Source organism: Deinococcus depolymerans (genome assembly GCF_039522025.1).
In the GTDB taxonomy this organism is placed as follows: domain Bacteria; phylum Deinococcota; class Deinococci; order Deinococcales; family Deinococcaceae; genus Deinococcus; species Deinococcus depolymerans.
In genome coordinates this window covers 331,612-346,850 of record NZ_BAAADB010000003.1, presented here as the reverse complement: position 1 = coordinate 346,850, position 15,239 = coordinate 331,612, and the positions used below count along the sequence as shown (strand labels likewise).

Here is a 15,239-nt window from a genome sequence, read left to right as displayed (position 1 = left end):
GCCGGGCAGCCCGGGCCGGGCACGCTCAGACAGGGGCCGGGGCGGGGACCGTCAGGTTCCGGTCAGAGTGAATGGGGTATCAACAGGGAAGTGTTCACGCGTTCCGTTCCGCTTCCGAGGCTGCGCCGCGGCGTCCTGCCGGCCCTGCTGCTCCTGACCTGCGCCGCGCAGGCCGCCGCGCCCGACCCGCTCGGGCCGCTGGAGGGCCTGCGGCAGTTCATGGGATCGTTCAAGCCCGACCCGGCCGAACGGTCCCTGCTGGCCTACGCCCGCCGCGAGCAGCTCGACTGGAGTGCCACGCAGAACCTGTTCGCGGTGCAGGTGCACGACGCCCCGAACCGTTACCTGGAGTGGCGCGGCCACAGCGCCGGCACGCCGGGCAGCGGGGCCGGGCAGACCTTCACGACCGTGCGGGCCGCCACGTACCTGCGCGCCGGGCAGGCGCTGCTGGTCCTGAACCGCGAGTGGTGCGCGGCGGGCCGCTGTGAGTCCCGCACGACCTTCGCGTGGCAGGGAAGCGGCGGCTGGAAGGCCGCGCCGGAAAGCAGCGTGATCCCGGCCATCCGGGACGCGGACTTCGGCGCGGGGGCACTGCCGCCCTGTCTGCGCGGCGTGACGCTGGGCGTGCAGTACCTGCCGGCGCGGCGCGGCACGAACCTGAACGTGCTGCCACTGGTGCCGGACGGGGCGCAGCGCACCTGCGAGTCGGCCGGGGTGAACGTGATCACCGCCACCCGGCCCCTGCGTCTGAACTGGACGCCCGCGGTCGGCAAGTTCCGCTGGTAGGCCGGGTGGGGCGGACGGACTGCCGTCTGTTCCGTTCACACCCCGCCAACGCGCCGGGTTGCCAGCGCCCCACCCGGAACCCGTCCCGCTCGGATGGAAGGGTGTACCAGCCCCGTTCCATCCGAGTCCTTATCAGCTGTCGGCCGCGGCGAGGCGGTCCACGACGGCACGCAGGACCAGTTCGAACTCGCTCTGGAAGGTCCACTGGCTGTCGCGCAGGGGCTCGCCCGTGGCGGGGTCCAGGCCGGGCAGCGATTCGCTGAACTGCTGCCAGCCGATGGCGACCGCGTACAGGTGACGCAGGATGCGCAGCGTGGTGGCGGGCGAGTACGGCATGTGCTCGACCAGGCGGCCCAGCTGGGCGTCCAGGTCGCGGCGGAATTCGGTGGCGAGTTCCGGGCGGACGTTGCGTTCCAGGACGGTGCCCAGCAGGACCAGCAGGCGGCGCAGCGGGGTCAGGGTCTCGCTGGAGTCCAGCAGGGCGTCACTGACCTGCTGCGGCGTGCGCGGCTGGCGCTCCTGCAGCAGTTCGGCCGTGCGGGTGATCCAGGCGTGCAGGTGTTCGCTCAGCAGCGCCAGGAACAGTTCTTCCTTGGTGTCGAAGTACAGGTAGAGCGTTCCCTTGGCCAGGCGGGCCTCGCGCGCCACCTGGTTCATGCTGAGGTCCGCGTAGGTGGTGGTGGTCCACAGGCGTTCGGCGGCGCGGAGGATATCGTCGCGGCGGCGGTTCTTTTCTTCGGCGCTGCGGGCGCGGGCGGGGCGGGGCGTATCAATGACCATCTGTTCAGAAGATAGGGGTGTGCGCTGCGGGCCGCTGTGAAGGTCTTCACGAATCCCCCCCCAGGGGATCAGACACCCGCGAACATGAAACGGTTTCACGTCGGCGGGTTGCGGCACGTCCACACGGGCCGCCGCCCGCCCCGCCGGGACCCGGTATGCTGTGCCGCAACGTGCCCGCTCCGCCCCCACCCGGGAAGCCGCACCCGCCCACCCCCACCCCGCGTTCCTCACCAGACTGGACGGCCCCATGACCACACCGGACCCCACCCCCACCGAGCCCCCGACCACCCGCCTGACCGGACCGCTGACCGGCAAGGCCCTGGCCGAGCAGGTCACGCGCGGCGTCAGGAACGACCTGAACGCCTGGACCTTCCGCCCCCACCTCGTCAGCGTCCTCGCCAGCGGCGACCCGGCCTCCCGCGTGTACGTGGACAGCAAGGCCCGCCGCGCCGAACGGCTCGGCGTGAAGTTCACCGCCCACGACCTCGGCGCGAACCTGACCGACACCGCCCTGCACGCCGCGCTGAACGACCTCTCCGCCGACCCCGGCGTGCACGGCATCATGCTCGAACTGCCCCTCGCCGCCGGTCTGGACGCCGACGCCGCCCTGCTGCGACTCGCGCCCCGCAAGGACGTCGAGGGCCTCAGCCCCGCCAACCTCGCCCTGATCGCCGCCGGACGTGAAACCGAGGCGCTGCTGCCACCCACCCCCCGCTCGGTCCGCTTCCTGCTGCGCGCCGCCCTCGGCGACGACCTGCGCGGCCTGAACATCGCCGTGATCGGCCCCGGCCGCACCGTCGGCCGCCCCCTGACCTTCATGCTGAACAACCGCGGCGCGACCGTCACGCTCTGCAACGAACACACCCGCGACCTGCGCCGCGTGCTGGCCCCCATGGACGCCGTCGTGATCGCCGTGGGCCGCGCCGGCCTGCTACGCCCGGAACACGTGCAGCCCCACCACGTGGTCATCGATGCCGGCATCAACGTCCAGTCCGGCGGCGTGGTCGGGGACGCCAGCCCGGACCTGCCGGTCCGCGCGCAGACCCCCGTCCCCGGGGGGGTGGGCCCCCTCACCAGCGCCCTGATGTACCAGAACCTCGTGCGCGCCGTGAAACTCCAGCGCGGCGAGCCGGTCGAGTGAGGCAGCCGACCGCCGCCCAGGTGGCCTTCGTGACCGACGCGCCGCGCGTGGCCGGCAGCGAAGTCTGGCTGCTGGACGTGCTGCCGCTGCTGCCCACGCACGGGCTGAGTCCCACGGTCTTCCTGCCGCGTGGCGAGGCGCTCGACGAACTCGCCCGCCGCTTCGGGGAGGCCGGCGTTCCCGTCCGGCGCTTCGACGACCCGCAGGCCATCACCGCCGACCTGAACCGCTTCGGCCTGCGGGTCGTGCAGGCCTGGGATCCCGGCACGTACCGTCTGCTGGACGCCCTGCACGCCCCGCGCGTGGCCGTGGTGCACGACCAGCTGGACTACCACTACCCCGCCGGCCTGAAAGGCTGGTACCGGCTGGTGTACCGCGCGACCAAGCTGGGCGGCCTGCGACGCGCCGACTCGGTCATGACCGTCTCGGCGTGGGGGCAGGCCTTCTTGCAGGGCCGCATGGGACTGCCGCGCGTGGGGGGCCTGAGAAACGGCGTGAACCCCGACCGTTACCGGCCCGCCACGCCCGCCGAGCGGGAGGCGCTGCGTGCCCGCCTGGGGTTCCGGGGGTTCACGGTGCTGGTCCCGGGCCGCTTCGCGCCGGAGAAGAATCAGCTGGCCGCCGTCCTGGCCGCCCGGCACGCCCGGAACCTGAACTTCGTGTTCGCGGGCGACATGGACTCGGGCGTGGGACGCGCCGCGCAGGTGCTGGCCGGCACGCTGCGGCTGCGGAACGTGACCTTCCTGGGCCGCCGCTGGGACCTGCCGGACCTGTACCGCGCCGCCGACGCGCTGCTGCAACCCACCCTGGCCGAGAACCAGTCACTGGTGACGCTGGAGGCCATGGCCTCGGGCCTGCCGGTCGTGACCACCCCCATTCCCGCACAGGCGGAACTGATCCGCGACGGCGTGGACGGCCTGCTCGTCTCCCCCGCCCCGCACCTGCTGGCCCGCGCCCTGCAGGCGATGGCCGCCGCGCCGGACCGCACGGCGCAGTTCGGCGCGGCGGCCCGCCAGCGCGTGCTGGAACGCCACACCCTGACCGGCACGGCCGCGCAGGTGGCGGCGCGGCTGCGCGCCTGCCTGCCGGACTGACCAGGTCAGGCGGACCGGATTCATACGGACTGCCGTTTGTTTCGTTGACAACCCGGAACGGCACCGGGTCGTCAACGAAACAAACGGAACCCGTTTCTCTCCTCCTCTGCGGAGCAGCTCTACGAGTCGCATCCGCTCGGATTGAATGGCTTTATAAGCCGTTCAATCGGAGTCCGTATCACCCGTCCGTTCCCGCTTCAGCCTTTCAGGAAGGCGCCGACCAGTGCCGGCAGGGGGCCGGGGTCCATCAGGAAGGCGTCGTGCCCGTGAATGGAGTTCAGTTCGCGGTAGTCGGCGCGGGGCAGCAGGGCCGCGCCGGCCTTCACCTCGGCCGGGGGGTACAGGACGTCGCTGCTGATCCCGACGACCAGGGTGGGCGTCTGGACCGTGCGCAGGTCGTCGTCGGTGGGCTGGAAGGCGTCCATGGCGCCGGTCAGGGCGACGTAACTGCGCTCGCAGAAACGGGCCTGGAGTTTCTCTCCGTGGTGGTGCAGGTAACTGGTGATGGCGGGCACGCCGGGCGCCCGCTGGCCGGCCTGCGTGACGGCGAAACTCTCGGGGCTGCGGTACGAGAGCATGGCGATCTGCCGGGCGACCTTCAGCCCCTCCCCCCCGGGGGCGGCGCGGATGGCGCTGCGGGCGGCGGTGTTCAGCCCGATGGCCCACGGCGAGTGCCGGGCCGGGGCGCCGATGATCACGGCGCGTTCCACCAGGTCCGGGCATTCCAGCAGCCAGGCGTAGGCGAGCATGCCGCCCATGCTGGCGCCCACGATCCGCACGCGGTTCACGCCGAGGTGTTCGAGCAGCGCGCGGCCGGTGCGGACCATGTCGCTCAGGGTCAGGGGCGCGTCGGCGCCGGCCACGCGGGGCAGGTCGGCGGGGCCGGTCGTGCCGGCGCAGCCGCCCAGCACGTTCGCGCAGATCACGTAGTCGCGCCCTGGGTCCAGGGGGCGGCCCTCGCCCAGGAAGTCCGGCCACCACTCGTGCACGGCGCTCGTGCCGGTCAGGGCGTGCAGGACGAGGGTGGCGGTGGGCTGCGGCGTGCCGTACGTGTGGTAGGTGACGGTCACGTCGTTCACGGGGACGCCGCAGTCGAGCAGCAGCGGCGCGTGCCGGAACAGCCGGGCGGTCTGCGCGGCGGGGGTCAGGTCAGGCTGGCCCGCCCGACATCGGTCCGTGGCGGCCGTCCCGTCGTCCGGCCCAGCGCTCGCGGGGACCGGGAGGTGGACCTGGGCCGGGTGCGTCTGGGCGGTCACTGCGCCACTCCTGCCGGCGCCACTCCTGCCGGCGTAACTTCCGGCTGAACGGCTTCGGTTTCGGTCAGCGCGGCGGCCAGCGCCTGCGCGAAGTCGTCGCGGATGTCGTCGATGTGTTCGATGCCCACCGACACGCGCACCAGTCCGGGCGTGACGCCCGCCGCCGCCTGAGCCTCGGCGCTCAGCTGACTGTGGGTGGTGCTGGCCGGGTGGATGACCAGCGTGCGGGTGTCCCCGACGTTCGCCACGTGCTGCGCCAGACTCACGGCGCGGATGAACGCCTCGCCCGCCGCGCGCCCGCCGCGCAGTTCGAAGGTCAGGACCGCGCCCGCGCCGCGCGGCAGGTAATGCTGCGCCCGGTCGTAGTGCGGGTGGTTGCTCAGGCCCGGGTACGTGACGCGCGCCACGTCCGGGTGCGCTGCCAGCCATGACGCGAGCGCCAGGGTGTTCTGCGCGTGCCGCTCGGCGCGCAGGCTCAGGGTCTCCAGGCCCTGCAGGAACTGCCAGGCCTGCTGCGGGGCCAGGGTGGGGCCCAGGTCGCGCAGGCCCTCGGTGCGGGCGCGGGTGATGAACGCCACGTTCGGCAGGCCCAGCGGGTTCCCGGTGCCGAACGTCTCCCAGAAGTTCAGGCCGTGGTAGCTGGGGCTGGCCTCGGTCATCAGGGGGTAGCGGCCGTTGCCCCAGTCGAAGGTGCCGCCGTCCACGATCACGCCGCCGATGCCGTTGCCGTGCCCGCCGATCCACTTGCTGGCCGAGTGCAGCACCACGTCCGCGCCGTGCCGCAGCGGCTGGCAGTAGTACCCGCCGGCGCCGAAGGTGTTGTCCACGAACACCGCGACGCCCTGGGCGTGCGCGGCGGCCGCGATCGCCCCGAAATCCGGGATGTTCAGGGCCGGGTTCCCGATGGTTTCCAGGTACACGGCGCGGGTGCGGTCGTCGATCAGGGCCGTGAATTCCTCCGGGCGTTCCTCGCGGCTGGTGAAGCGCACCTCGATGCCCAGCCGTTTCAGGGTCACGCGGAACTGGTTGACGGTCCCGCCGTACAGGTTCGGGCTGGACACGATGTTGTCCCCGGCCTGCGCGACGTTCGTGATCGCCAGGAACTGCGCGGCGTGCCCACTGGCAACGGCCAGCGCGCCCACGCCGCCCTCCAGCGCCGCGACCCTCTGCTCGAACACGGCGTTCGTGGGGTTCATGATGCGGCTGTAGATGTTCCCGAACGCCCGCAGGCCGAACAGGTCCGCGGCGTGTTCCGGCGACTGGAACACGTAGCTGTTCGTGGCGTAGATGGGCGTCTGCTGCGCCCCGGTGGTGGGGTCGGGCTGCTGACCGGCGTGAACCTGCAACGTTTCGAATCTGTGCGCCATGACGTGCGCCTCCTCGGTGGGGACCGTGGGACGCCGCCTGTGTCGAAAGGCCGCGCCCCTGCTCGTAAGGATCGAGAAGGGGCGCTGAAACGAATCAACCGCGTGACCTTCCCTCTTGGTCCCTCCCGGCGGTCATCGTTGACCCGCGGCGGGTGGGCTGGCCTTGGCACCGTGACGCGATGAGGTCCGGTTGCCGCGCCGTCTACGAGCCAGTTCTCTCGGGCGCTCTGAAGTGGGTCGCTCCACGCAGGAGCTGAGTGTCAAGGTAGCGCCGCCGCACCCCCAGGGTCAAGGGCAGCGTCCGACCGGGCCGGTGACCGGCGCTCAGGTCGGGGCGGGGCGGGCGGCGCAGTCCGGGCACTGCCCGTAGAGGGTGACCTCGTGGGCGCGCACGATGAACCCGCCGGGGTACACGGTACCGCTGGGCAGCGCGACCGGGCAGGTGTGCAGGGTGAACACCCGGCCGCAGTCCTGGCAGGAGAAGTGGTGGTGGTGGCCCTTGCCGCTGGCCTCGTAACGGGTCTCGCCGTCGAGGGTGACGGGATGGATGCGGCCCTGGTCGGTCAGGAGCTTCAGGGTGCGGTAGACGGTGGCGACCCCCAGGCCGGGCAGGTCGCCGCGCGCGCGGTCGAGCACGTCACCGACGGCGAGGGGGCCTTCCGCGTCCTGCATGATGCGGGAGATCACGTCGCGCTGGCGGGTGCTGCGGGTGGCGGTCATGGGAGCAGGCTAGCACTCCTGATCGGGGCGTATCAAAAAGCAGCCCACCTTCTGCGGGTGGGCTGCCGGGAGGCGGGCCGTGACTCAGCGGCGGTTGGGGTTGGCCATCTCGTCGGGTGCGATGGCGCTGCCGACCGCCTTGGCTTCCACGTGACTGACGGGCGCAGGTTTCACGCCGGGATGCGCCGGGGCGGGCGCGGGCGCAACGCGGCCCTCGGCGGTCACCTGCTGCGCACCCTGCGCGGCCACCGGGGTCTGGACGGCCGGCGTGGCCGCCGGGGCCGCCGCCTTGACGAAACTGGCCGTTCCGGCGGGCACCGTCCGTGCGGGAGCGGCCGGAACGGAAGTCGCCCGGCTGGCGGCGCCGGCGGGCTGGCCGGACTTTTCAAGCAGACTGTCGGCCAGCTGCTCGAGCCGGGGCGTGACCACGCGGTCCATGACGGTCTTCACGGCCAGCGTTCCGAGCGTCGCGACGAGCGCGCCGCCCACCCCGCCGCCCTTGCTGGACTTCTGCGCCTTGACGAGGGCCTTCTGGTGCTTGACGGGGCTGGCGGCGTCCACATAGATCTTGCGGCTGCGCCGGAACTGGCGGCCGACGACCATGCCGATCACGGCGCCCACGGCGGACGCGCCGCCCAGCATCTTCAGGGGATCCTTCTGCAGGTTGACCTGCAGGCTGGCCTGCTGCGTCAGGGCGTCCACGCTGTTCTTCAGGCGTTCGCGGGCTTCCTCGCGTTCCGTCAGGTACTCGGCCATCAGGACTGACCTCCTTTCTTCATGTCGTCGCGGAAGGTGGGCGCGGTGCTGACCGGAATGCCCGGGGCGTCCTTGAGCACGACCGGTTCCTGCAGGTTGGGGTCGTGGGCGTGGTGCCCGTCGCCGCGGTGGCCCTTGCCGACCTCGCTGCCGTCGATCTCCTTGTTCAGGCCGCTGCCGTAATGGGCGGGTTCGCCGCCGGGTTTGCTCTCGTACACGGGCACGGTGGTCTCGCCGCCCTCGGTGCGGACGGTGGCGGTGCCGCCGCCCTCGCGGGTCACGCGGTTCTCGCCGGCGGCGTACTGACCGGCGTCACGGCCGATCTCGACGCGGGGGCCGCTGGGGTTGTGGGCGTCACGTTCGGTGGTGCTGCCCGCCGGACGGGGCGTGGCCGCGGCGGGGGGAACGGCGCTGTCCACGCGGTCGGGTTCGGGACGGCGGTAACGGGGTTCGTCCATGTGGACCTCCGCACCCAGTTTCTGGATGCCGATGAAGATCAGGGCGCCGGTCACGGCGAAGCTCAGCAGCGCGATGATCAGCGCGGCGGCCCAGGCACCCAGGCCCAGGCGCATCAGGCCGTAGAACACCGCCAGGATGACGAACACCAGCCCCAGGATCAGCGGGCCGGTGGCGGCCAGCAGCAGCACCGCGCCGATGCCCTTGGCCTTGGCGATCTGACCGGCCTTGCGGGCGACGGCGTTGATCTCGGATTTCACGAGGGTCAGGCCGGCGTCGAAGACGTCCACCAGCGCTCCTCCCATACTCTTGCGTTCTTCCATGCGTTCCTCCGGGGACCCTCACGAACCGTGAACAGCGGGCCTCAATGTTCATCAGCATAATGAACCCTGTGCCTCTCCCTGCCCAGAGCCAAGAAAATCTGAATTCCCACCCGGCTGTTCCGGCGCTGAGTGCCGCGCAGCGCAGCAACCTCTTCCCGCTGACCGCTGCCGGGTACGCCTGGTGGCGCCAGCGGTCCCTGCGGGCGCTGGGCGCGGACTACACGCTGGAACGCGAGGCCCGGCTGTTCCGGGCGCGCTGCTCGCCCCGGGCCGGGCAGCGCTGGCTGGACGTGGGCACGAGCGCCGGCTTCTACGCGGGGGTGCTGGCCCGCGCGGGCTGCGAGGTGCTGGCCGTGGACATCAGCGCCCCGATGCTGCGCGAGGGCGCGCGGCGCGAACCGGACGCGCGGATCGACTGGGCGCAGCTGAACATGGAGCGCAGCGACCTGCCGACCGGCGCGTTCGACGGCGTGACGGTCGGCGCGACCCTGAACGAGACGCGCGGTCCGGCGGCGCTGCTGCGCGAGTGCGCCCGGGTGCTGCGGCCCGGCGGGCAACTGTGGCTGATGTACCTGCGCCGCACGGGCGGGCCGCTGCAGGCGCTGTTCGAACGCCCGGCGGCGGGCGGCCTGAACTTCCCGGACCCCGCGTGGGTGCAGCGGCAACTGCCGGGCCTGACCCGCACGGACGCGCTGGCGGTGGGCGCGGTGCAGTTCGAGCGGTACGTGGCCGGCGCGGCGAGCAGTGAACGGGAAACTCTGTAAGAATGCGTGACGTTTCCCATTCAGACGCCCCCTACACTCGGTGGAAAGGAACCCAACCGTGACTGACGCGACCTTCCCTCCCCCCACCCGGAACGCCCTGGCCCAGGCCGTGGCGCACTGTCAGGACATCACGCGGGAGCACAGCAAGACCTTCTACCTGGGCTCACGGTTCTTTCCGGCGAGGCAGCGGCAGGCGGTGTGGGCCGTGTACGCCGCCTGCCGCGATGGGGACGACACCGTCGACGAACGCAGCGGCGACGATGCCCGCGCGGGCCTGGACGACTGGTGGGCGCGCACGCAGGCGGCCTTCGCGGGCCGGCCCGGCGACCATCCCATCGACGCGGCCCTCGCCTGGGCGGCCAGCACTTACCCCATCCCGCTGTCGGCGTTCGCGGAACTGCACGAGGGACTGCGCATGGACCTCGCCGGGCACGAGTACGGCACCATGGACGACCTGATCCTGTACTGCCGCCGGGTGGCGGGCGTGGTGGGGTTCATGATCGCGCCCGTCAGCGGGTACAGCGGAGGCGAACGCACCCTGCACGCCGCGCTGATGCTGGGTCAGGCGATGCAGCTGACCAACATCCTGCGGGACGTGGGCGAGGACCTGCGCCGCGGCCGGGTGTACCTGCCGCAGGCGCTGCTGAGCGAGTACGGCGTGACCCGCGGCGACCTGGAGCGCGGGGTGGTCACGCCCGCGTACCGGGCGCTGATGGAGCACCTGTCGGGCCTGGCACGCGACTGGTACCGGGAAGGCCGCGCCGGGATTCCGTGCCTGCACGGCAGCGCGCGCCTCGCCGTGGCGACCGCCGCGCGTGCTTACGAGGGCATCCTGGATGACCTGGCCCGCAACGACTTCGACAATTTCGGGCGGCGGGCGCATGTCAGCGGCACGCGCAAGCTGATGATGCTGCCGCAGGCCTGGTGGGAACTGCGTTCCGCACCGACACCGACCACCGCCGGCTGAGCGCCGTCCGGTCCGGACCCCGTCCGCGCCGTCCCTCTCCCCTTTCAGCCTTTCCCGTCACGCGCCGCCCCACGCGGCGGAGGTTTGCTCATGACTGCTTCTTCCATCCCTGTTCGCTCCACCCCCGGCAAACGCAAGACCGCGCTGATCATCGGGTCCGGCATCGGCGGCCTGAGCCTCGGCATCCGCCTGCAGTCGCTGGGCTTCGACACCACCATCCTCGAACGCCTGGATCAGGCGGGCGGCCGCGCCTACCAGAAACGCACGCCGGACGGGTACGTGTTCGACATGGGGCCGACCGTGATCACGGTGCCGCACTTCATCGAGGAACTGTTCGCGCTGGAACGCGACGCCGGGATGCTCGCCGGGGCGGACTACCCGCCGGCGGTCCTGGCCGACGACGCCCGCGTGCGCGAGGGCGAGAGCGGCGGCCCCCGCACCCGCGAGTACGTGAAGCTCGTGCCGATCCTGCCGTTCTACCGCATCTACTTCGACGACGGCACCTTCTTCGATTACGACGGCGACCCGGTCAGCACCCGCCGCCAGATCGGCGAACTGGCCCCCGAGGATCTCGCCGGGTACGAACGCTTCCACGAGGACGCCCGCGCCATCTTCGAGCGCGGTTTCCTGGAACTGGGGTACACGCACTTCGGGGACGTGGCGACCATGCTGCGGGTCGTGCCGGACCTGATGCGGCTGGACGCCGTGCGCACCCTGTTCAGCTTCACGGGCAAGTACTTCACGAACCCCAAGATGCAGCAGGTGTTCTCGTTCGAGACGCTGCTGGTCGGCGGGAACCCCCTGAGCGTGCCCGCCATCTACGCCATGATCCACTTCGTGGAGAAGACCTGGGGCATCCACTACGCCATGGGCGGCACGGGCGCGCTGGTGCAGGGCCTCGTGCGCAAGTTCGAGGAACTCGGGGGGCGCATCGAGTACGGACAGGGCGTGCAGGAGATCCTCGTCACGGACGACCGGGGCCGCCCGGTCCGGCACCCGCTGGGACGGCGCGTGGCGCGCGGCGTGCGGCTGGAGAGCGGGCAGGAACGCCACGCGGACATCGTGGTCAGCAACGGCGACTGGGCGAACACGTACCTCAAGCGTGTTCCGGCGGCCGCACGCCTCGTGAACAGCGACGTGCGCGTGAAGGCCGCCCGCCAGAGCATGAGTCTGCTCGTCATCTACTTCGGGTTCCGCAAGGACGGCACGGACCTGAAGTTACGTCACCACAACATCATCCTGGGGCCGCGCTACCAGGAACTGCTGACCGAGATCTTCGGGAAGAAGGTGCTGGGCCGCGACTTCAGCCAGTACCTGCACGTGCCCACCCTGACCGACCCCAGCCTCGCGCCGGAAGGTCACCACGCGGCGTACACGCTGGTGCCGGTGCCGCACAACGCCAGCGGCCTGGACTGGACGGTGGAAGGTCCGAAACTGGTCGAGCGGGTCTACGCCTTCCTGGAGGAACGCGGGTACATCCCGGACCTGCGCGCCCGCCTGACGCACAGCGAGTTCATCACGCCCGACTACTTTGCCCAGACGCTGGACAGTTACCTGGGCAACGCCTTCGGCCCGGAGCCGACGCTGATCCAGAGTGCGTTCTTCCGCCCGCACAACCGCAGCGAGGACGTGGGCAACCTCTACATGGTCGGGGCGGGCGCGCAGCCGGGCGGCGGGACGCCCAGCGTCATGATGAGCGCCAAGATGACCGCCCGCCTGATCGCCGAGGACTTCGGCATTCACCCCAGCATCCGTGACGGCGTGCCTGCCGCGCAGGACACCGCCACCGCAGAGAGCGCCGCCGACTGATCCAATACACAGAGGAGGGGCCGCCACACATCCTTCGTGTGGCGGCCCCTGCTTTCCGCTGTTCAGCGGGGGTACATGGCGTTCACGGTGCTCTTGTCCGTGACCGAGAAGCCGTTGCGCTGGCCCATGCGGTTCAGGTCCACGCTGCTGTCGAGCGGCTGGATGGCGATCTTGCCGTCGAAGAAGGCGGGGTAGTGCATGATCGAATCGAAGTCGTACGCGCCGTAGCCGGCGCTGCCGCTGCGGATCTGGTACTGGCTCTGCCAGTCGGCGGGGATGTTCGCCCAGACGATCTGCACGTACTGGTCGCGGTCCGGGCGGGTCTGCTCGTGGAACAGGCCCATGGCGTGCCCGAATTCGTGGATGATCGAACCGGTCGTGCAGCGGTCGGCCAGGGTGATGGTCTGCTTGCCGCCCACCATGCCCAGGCTGGACGCGCAACTGGTGCCGGTGTTGTACGTGATCTCCACGTAGTTGCGCTGCGTGGTGCTGGTGCGGGGCGTGACCACCACGTTCGTGGTCGAGCGGATGGTGGACGCGGCGGCGGCCACGCGGTCCCGGATGGCCTGCGGGACGTTCGCGGCGAAGGTGTAGGGAATGGTGCGCGCGGTCCAGCGGTAGCGGGTGTCCACGACGTAGGTGCCCTGCGGGGTGACGCTGCCGAGGTCCGCGAGGATGATGTCGTCCTCGAGCATCAGGTAGCCGTCCTTCTCGAAGCCGGTCACCTGCTGGCGGGTGCCGTCCGGGAGGATCAGGGTGGCGGCCCGGGCGTTCGGGGCGGTGCGGGCAGACGGTCCGTCCTGCTCCGGGGCGGACTGGGTGGAGCAGGCGGCGAGCAGCAGGGACAGCAGCAGGACAGGTGTGACTTTACGCATGACAGGGCACCTCGGTTGTGGGATGCATAAATATTAGAGGAGACTGAGAAGTTTGTAAAGTCGGCGCCGCCCCCGGCACCCGCGCCGACCGGCACCACACCGGTCCGTCCACGCCACGCCCGCAGGACCACCCCACCCCTGTACGGAGCGCCGGAATCATACGGATGCCGTTTGTTTCGCCGACAATCCGGAACTTCACCGGATTGCCGCCTCCACGTCCGGAACCCGCCCAGCTCCCACTCGCTTCGCTCGGACCCAGCGGGCTTTGCAGCCCATCCAATCGGAGTCCGTATCAGGCGTGCGCGCGCAGCCAGTCCACGATCCGCGCCCGGACCCGGTCACGCGGCTGATCGTTCAGCAGTTCGTGATAGCCCCCTTCCTCGACGTGCAGTTCACGGTCGGTGGACGCGATGGCCTGCATGAACCGCTGGCTGCCGCGCGGGTCCGTCAGGCGGTCGGCGCTGCCGTGCACGACCAGTGTCGGCAGCGTCCAGCGGGCGTACGCCGGCCACAGCGACGCGCTCAGCGCCAGCATGCTCGCGCCGGTCAGGGCCGGGACCTTCCCGTGGTACATGCGCGGGTCCGCCTCGTACGCCGCGACCTCCTCGGACAGGCGCGACAGACCGCCGGTCCCCAGGTCGGTGGTGGGCAGGCCCGGCGCGACCCGCGCGATCAGCGGGGCCAGCCGTTTCACGAGCGCCGGCTCGTTCTCGCCGACCAGCAGGGCCGGGCTGCTCAGGATCACGCCGCTGACGCCGCGCGGATCGCGGGCCACGCTGGCCGCCGCGACCAGACCGCCCATGGAGTGACCCAGCAGGAACAGCGGCCCGGGCCCGGCGCGCAGGGCCTCGCGGGCCTTCAGGTGATCACCGACCAGGTCGTTCAGGTCGACGACCGCGCGCCGCCCCCCGGAAGCGCCGTGACCGCGCTGGTCGGCGGCGTACACCGTGAAGCCCGCCGCGACCAGCGTGGGAATCAGGGCGTGGTAGCGGTCCACGTACCTCCCGGCGTACTCCCCGAAGCCGTGGGTGAGCAGCACGTTGGCGCGCGGGGTCTGCGCGTGCCACACGTACCCCTTCACGGGAGCGCCGGGCACCGTCCAGTCCTGACTTTGCATGGCCCGAGTGTAGCGGCTTCCGGCGAGCATGAAGTGCCGCTCAACCCCCGGCTGACCCGGGGGAGTCGCCCGCCGCGCAGACTGGGCCGTATGGCAGACATCGCACGCAAGGCAACGGCCCACTGGGAAGGCGACTTGAGGCACGGCAAAGGCACCGTGAGCACCGAGAGCGGCGTGCTGGACGGCGCGCAGTACTCGTTCGGCACCCGCTTCGAGAACGGCAGGGGCACCAACCCCGAAGAACTCCTGGCCAGCGCGCACGCCGGGTGCTTCACCATGCAGCTCAGCGCGCTGCTCGCCAACCACGGGCACACCATCGAGGCGCTGGACACCCAGGCGACCTGCGAGATGGTCAAGGACGGCGCCGGGTTCAAGGTCAGCGCCATGAAACTCGTGGTGCGCGGCAAGGTCACGGGCAGCGACCAGGCAGACTTTGAGGAGCACGTCCGGCAGGCCGCCGACATGTGCCCCATGAGTCAGGTCATGAAAGGCAACGTGGAGATCACCCACGAAGCCATCCTGGAATAAGGTTCCGGCTTCTGCGGCGCCCCCGATCACCAGGGGCGCCGTTTTCCGTGGCGGCAGGCCAATGGGCGCATGTGCGCCGGGCCCGCGTGTGACAGGCTGACGCGCATGATACGGACTCCGATTGAATGGGCTGCAAAGACCATTCAATCGGAGTCCGTATGAGTCATCGCTGTGGGGTCCGGGAAAGGCCAGAGCCCACCGCCCCGTCAGTACACGTGGAAGTCGTTCAGGCCGGTGCGGTCGCTGTAGCTGGTCTGCACGTCCCGCACGCGGGCGTGCGGGGGGCCGAGCCGCAGCCAGTGCAGCAGGCGGTCCAGTTCGGGTTGTGGGCCCTCGGCGACGATCTCGACGCGGCCGTCGCTGAGGTTCTCGGCGTACCCGGCGAGGTTCAGGTCGCGGGCGTGGCGCTGCACGTAGCGTCGGTAGCCGACGCCCTGCACGGTACCGGTGATGAGGGCGGTCAGGCGCATGCGGGTCATGGTAGCGGCTTTCGGCGCCCG

General features: G+C 71.1%; 16 protein-coding genes. 7 read left to right on the top strand and 9 right to left on the bottom strand.

Annotation, left to right across the window (positions count from 1 at the left end):
* The first annotated feature begins 90 nt into the window (after nt 1-90).
* The gene (locus tag ABDZ66_RS01990) at nt 91-786 is read left to right on the top strand and encodes a hypothetical protein (RefSeq protein WP_343755470.1); all 696 of its coding nucleotides are present in this window, start codon (nt 91-93) and stop codon (nt 784-786) included.
* Between the two features lie 132 nt (nt 787-918).
* On the opposite strand, the gene ABDZ66_RS01985 is transcribed toward ABDZ66_RS01990, so the two are convergent.
* Nucleotides 919-1,566, bottom strand: coding sequence for a TetR/AcrR family transcriptional regulator (locus tag ABDZ66_RS01985; protein ID WP_343755468.1), 648 nt, complete (start codon nt 1,564-1,566; stop codon nt 919-921).
* Nucleotides 1,567-1,813: 247 nt separating this feature from the next.
* Between ABDZ66_RS01985 and ABDZ66_RS01980 the strand changes: the two genes are divergently transcribed.
* Both ABDZ66_RS01980 and ABDZ66_RS01975 read left to right on the top strand, forming a co-directional pair.
* Nucleotides 1,814-2,707 (top strand): tetrahydrofolate dehydrogenase/cyclohydrolase catalytic domain-containing protein, encoded by an 894-nt coding sequence (locus ABDZ66_RS01980; protein WP_343755466.1) that lies wholly within the window; start codon nt 1,814-1,816, stop codon nt 2,705-2,707.
* Nucleotides 2,704-3,801, top strand: a complete 1,098-nt coding sequence (locus ABDZ66_RS01975) for a glycosyltransferase family 4 protein (protein WP_343755464.1) — start codon at nt 2,704-2,706, stop codon at nt 3,799-3,801. The genes ABDZ66_RS01980 and ABDZ66_RS01975 overlap by 4 nt, the downstream gene beginning before the upstream one ends.
* A gap of 197 nt (nt 3,802-3,998) precedes the next feature.
* Here the strand turns inward: ABDZ66_RS01975 and ABDZ66_RS01970 are convergent, their stop codons facing one another.
* The 5 genes from ABDZ66_RS01970 to ABDZ66_RS01950 all read right to left on the bottom strand — a co-directional run bounded on the left by ABDZ66_RS01970 (nt 3,999) and on the right by ABDZ66_RS01950 (nt 8,679).
* Nucleotides 3,999-5,057 carry a homoserine O-acetyltransferase family protein gene (locus ABDZ66_RS01970; protein ID WP_343755462.1) on the bottom strand — a complete coding sequence of 353 codons (1,059 nt, stop codon included), beginning with the start codon at nt 5,055-5,057 and terminating at the stop codon, nt 3,999-4,001.
* Nucleotides 5,054-6,424, bottom strand: a complete 1,371-nt coding sequence (locus ABDZ66_RS01965; protein ID WP_343755460.1) for an O-acetylhomoserine aminocarboxypropyltransferase/cysteine synthase family protein — start codon at nt 6,422-6,424, stop codon at nt 5,054-5,056. The genes ABDZ66_RS01970 and ABDZ66_RS01965 overlap by 4 nt, the downstream gene beginning before the upstream one ends.
* A 324-nt stretch (nt 6,425-6,748) precedes the next feature.
* Nucleotides 6,749-7,144: a Fur family transcriptional regulator gene (locus ABDZ66_RS01960; RefSeq protein ID WP_343755458.1), complete on the bottom strand. Its 396-nt coding sequence runs from the start codon at nt 7,142-7,144 to the stop codon at nt 6,749-6,751.
* 84 nt (nt 7,145-7,228) lie between these two features.
* On the bottom strand, nt 7,229-7,900 hold the full coding sequence (locus ABDZ66_RS01955; RefSeq protein WP_343755456.1) for a hypothetical protein: 672 nt from the start codon (nt 7,898-7,900) through the stop codon (nt 7,229-7,231).
* Complete coding sequence (locus tag ABDZ66_RS01950; RefSeq protein ID WP_343755454.1) at nt 7,900-8,679, bottom strand: phage holin family protein; 780 nt, start codon at nt 8,677-8,679, stop codon at nt 7,900-7,902. Before ABDZ66_RS01950 ends, ABDZ66_RS01955 begins: the two co-directional genes overlap by 1 nt.
* Before the next feature lie 59 nt (nt 8,680-8,738).
* Between ABDZ66_RS01950 and ABDZ66_RS01945 the strand changes: the two genes are divergently transcribed.
* The 3 genes from ABDZ66_RS01945 (at nt 8,739) to crtI (ending at nt 12,219) form a co-directional block, all read left to right on the top strand.
* Entirely contained in the window at nt 8,739-9,443 is a 705-nt protein-coding gene (locus ABDZ66_RS01945) for a class I SAM-dependent methyltransferase (RefSeq protein ID WP_343755452.1), read from the top strand.
* A 58-nt stretch (nt 9,444-9,501) separates the two neighbouring features.
* Entirely contained in the window at nt 9,502-10,410 is a 909-nt protein-coding gene (locus ABDZ66_RS01940) for a phytoene/squalene synthase family protein (RefSeq protein WP_343755450.1), read from the top strand.
* A 90-nt stretch (nt 10,411-10,500) separates the two neighbouring features.
* Nucleotides 10,501-12,219 (top strand): phytoene desaturase family protein, encoded by a 1,719-nt coding sequence (gene crtI / locus ABDZ66_RS01935; RefSeq protein WP_343755448.1) that lies wholly within the window; start codon nt 10,501-10,503, stop codon nt 12,217-12,219.
* Nucleotides 12,220-12,281: 62 nt separating this feature from the next.
* On the opposite strand, the gene ABDZ66_RS01930 is transcribed toward crtI, so the two are convergent.
* On the bottom strand, nt 12,282-13,094 hold the full coding sequence (locus tag ABDZ66_RS01930) for a M12 family metallopeptidase (RefSeq protein ID WP_343755446.1): 813 nt from the start codon (nt 13,092-13,094) through the stop codon (nt 12,282-12,284).
* 292 nt (nt 13,095-13,386) lie between these two features.
* Nucleotides 13,387-14,211 carry an alpha/beta hydrolase gene (locus ABDZ66_RS01925; protein WP_343755444.1) on the bottom strand — a complete coding sequence of 275 codons (825 nt, stop codon included), beginning with the start codon at nt 14,209-14,211 and terminating at the stop codon, nt 13,387-13,389.
* A 90-nt stretch (nt 14,212-14,301) separates the two neighbouring features.
* Here ABDZ66_RS01925 and ABDZ66_RS01920 point away from each other — a divergent pair, with 90 nt between their 5' ends.
* Nucleotides 14,302-14,739: an OsmC family protein gene (locus tag ABDZ66_RS01920; protein ID WP_343755442.1), complete on the top strand. Its 438-nt coding sequence runs from the start codon at nt 14,302-14,304 to the stop codon at nt 14,737-14,739.
* Nucleotides 14,740-14,945: 206 nt separating this feature from the next.
* Here ABDZ66_RS01920 and ABDZ66_RS01915 read toward each other — a convergent pair whose 3' ends face one another.
* On the bottom strand, nt 14,946-15,209 hold the full coding sequence (locus ABDZ66_RS01915; RefSeq protein ID WP_343755440.1) for an acylphosphatase: 264 nt from the start codon (nt 15,207-15,209) through the stop codon (nt 14,946-14,948).
* Nucleotides 15,210-15,239: the final 30 nt, after the last annotated feature.

Coding starts and splice junctions, on each gene's coding strand:
- ABDZ66_RS01965 (WP_343755460.1), bottom strand. CDS start 6,424: ATGGCGCACAGATTCGAAACGTTGCAGGTTCACGCCGGTCAGCAGCCC.
- ABDZ66_RS01920 (WP_343755442.1), top strand. CDS start 14,302: ATGGCAGACATCGCACGCAAGGCAACGGCCCACTGGGAAGGCGACTTG.
- ABDZ66_RS01985 (WP_343755468.1), bottom strand. CDS start 1,566: ATGGTCATTGATACGCCCCGCCCCGCCCGCGCCCGCAGCGCCGAAGAA.
- ABDZ66_RS01955 (WP_343755456.1), bottom strand. CDS start 7,900: ATGGCCGAGTACCTGACGGAACGCGAGGAAGCCCGCGAACGCCTGAAG.
- ABDZ66_RS01925 (WP_343755444.1), bottom strand. CDS start 14,211: ATGCAAAGTCAGGACTGGACGGTGCCCGGCGCTCCCGTGAAGGGGTAC.
- ABDZ66_RS01945 (WP_343755452.1), top strand. CDS start 8,739: ATGAACCCTGTGCCTCTCCCTGCCCAGAGCCAAGAAAATCTGAATTCC.
- ABDZ66_RS01930 (WP_343755446.1), bottom strand. CDS start 13,094: ATGCGTAAAGTCACACCTGTCCTGCTGCTGTCCCTGCTGCTCGCCGCC.
- crtI (WP_343755448.1), top strand. CDS start 10,501: ATGACTGCTTCTTCCATCCCTGTTCGCTCCACCCCCGGCAAACGCAAG.
- ABDZ66_RS01915 (WP_343755440.1), bottom strand. CDS start 15,209: ATGCGCCTGACCGCCCTCATCACCGGTACCGTGCAGGGCGTCGGCTAC.
- ABDZ66_RS01960 (WP_343755458.1), bottom strand. CDS start 7,144: ATGACCGCCACCCGCAGCACCCGCCAGCGCGACGTGATCTCCCGCATC.
- ABDZ66_RS01980 (WP_343755466.1), top strand. CDS start 1,814: ATGACCACACCGGACCCCACCCCCACCGAGCCCCCGACCACCCGCCTG.
- ABDZ66_RS01950 (WP_343755454.1), bottom strand. CDS start 8,679: ATGGAAGAACGCAAGAGTATGGGAGGAGCGCTGGTGGACGTCTTCGAC.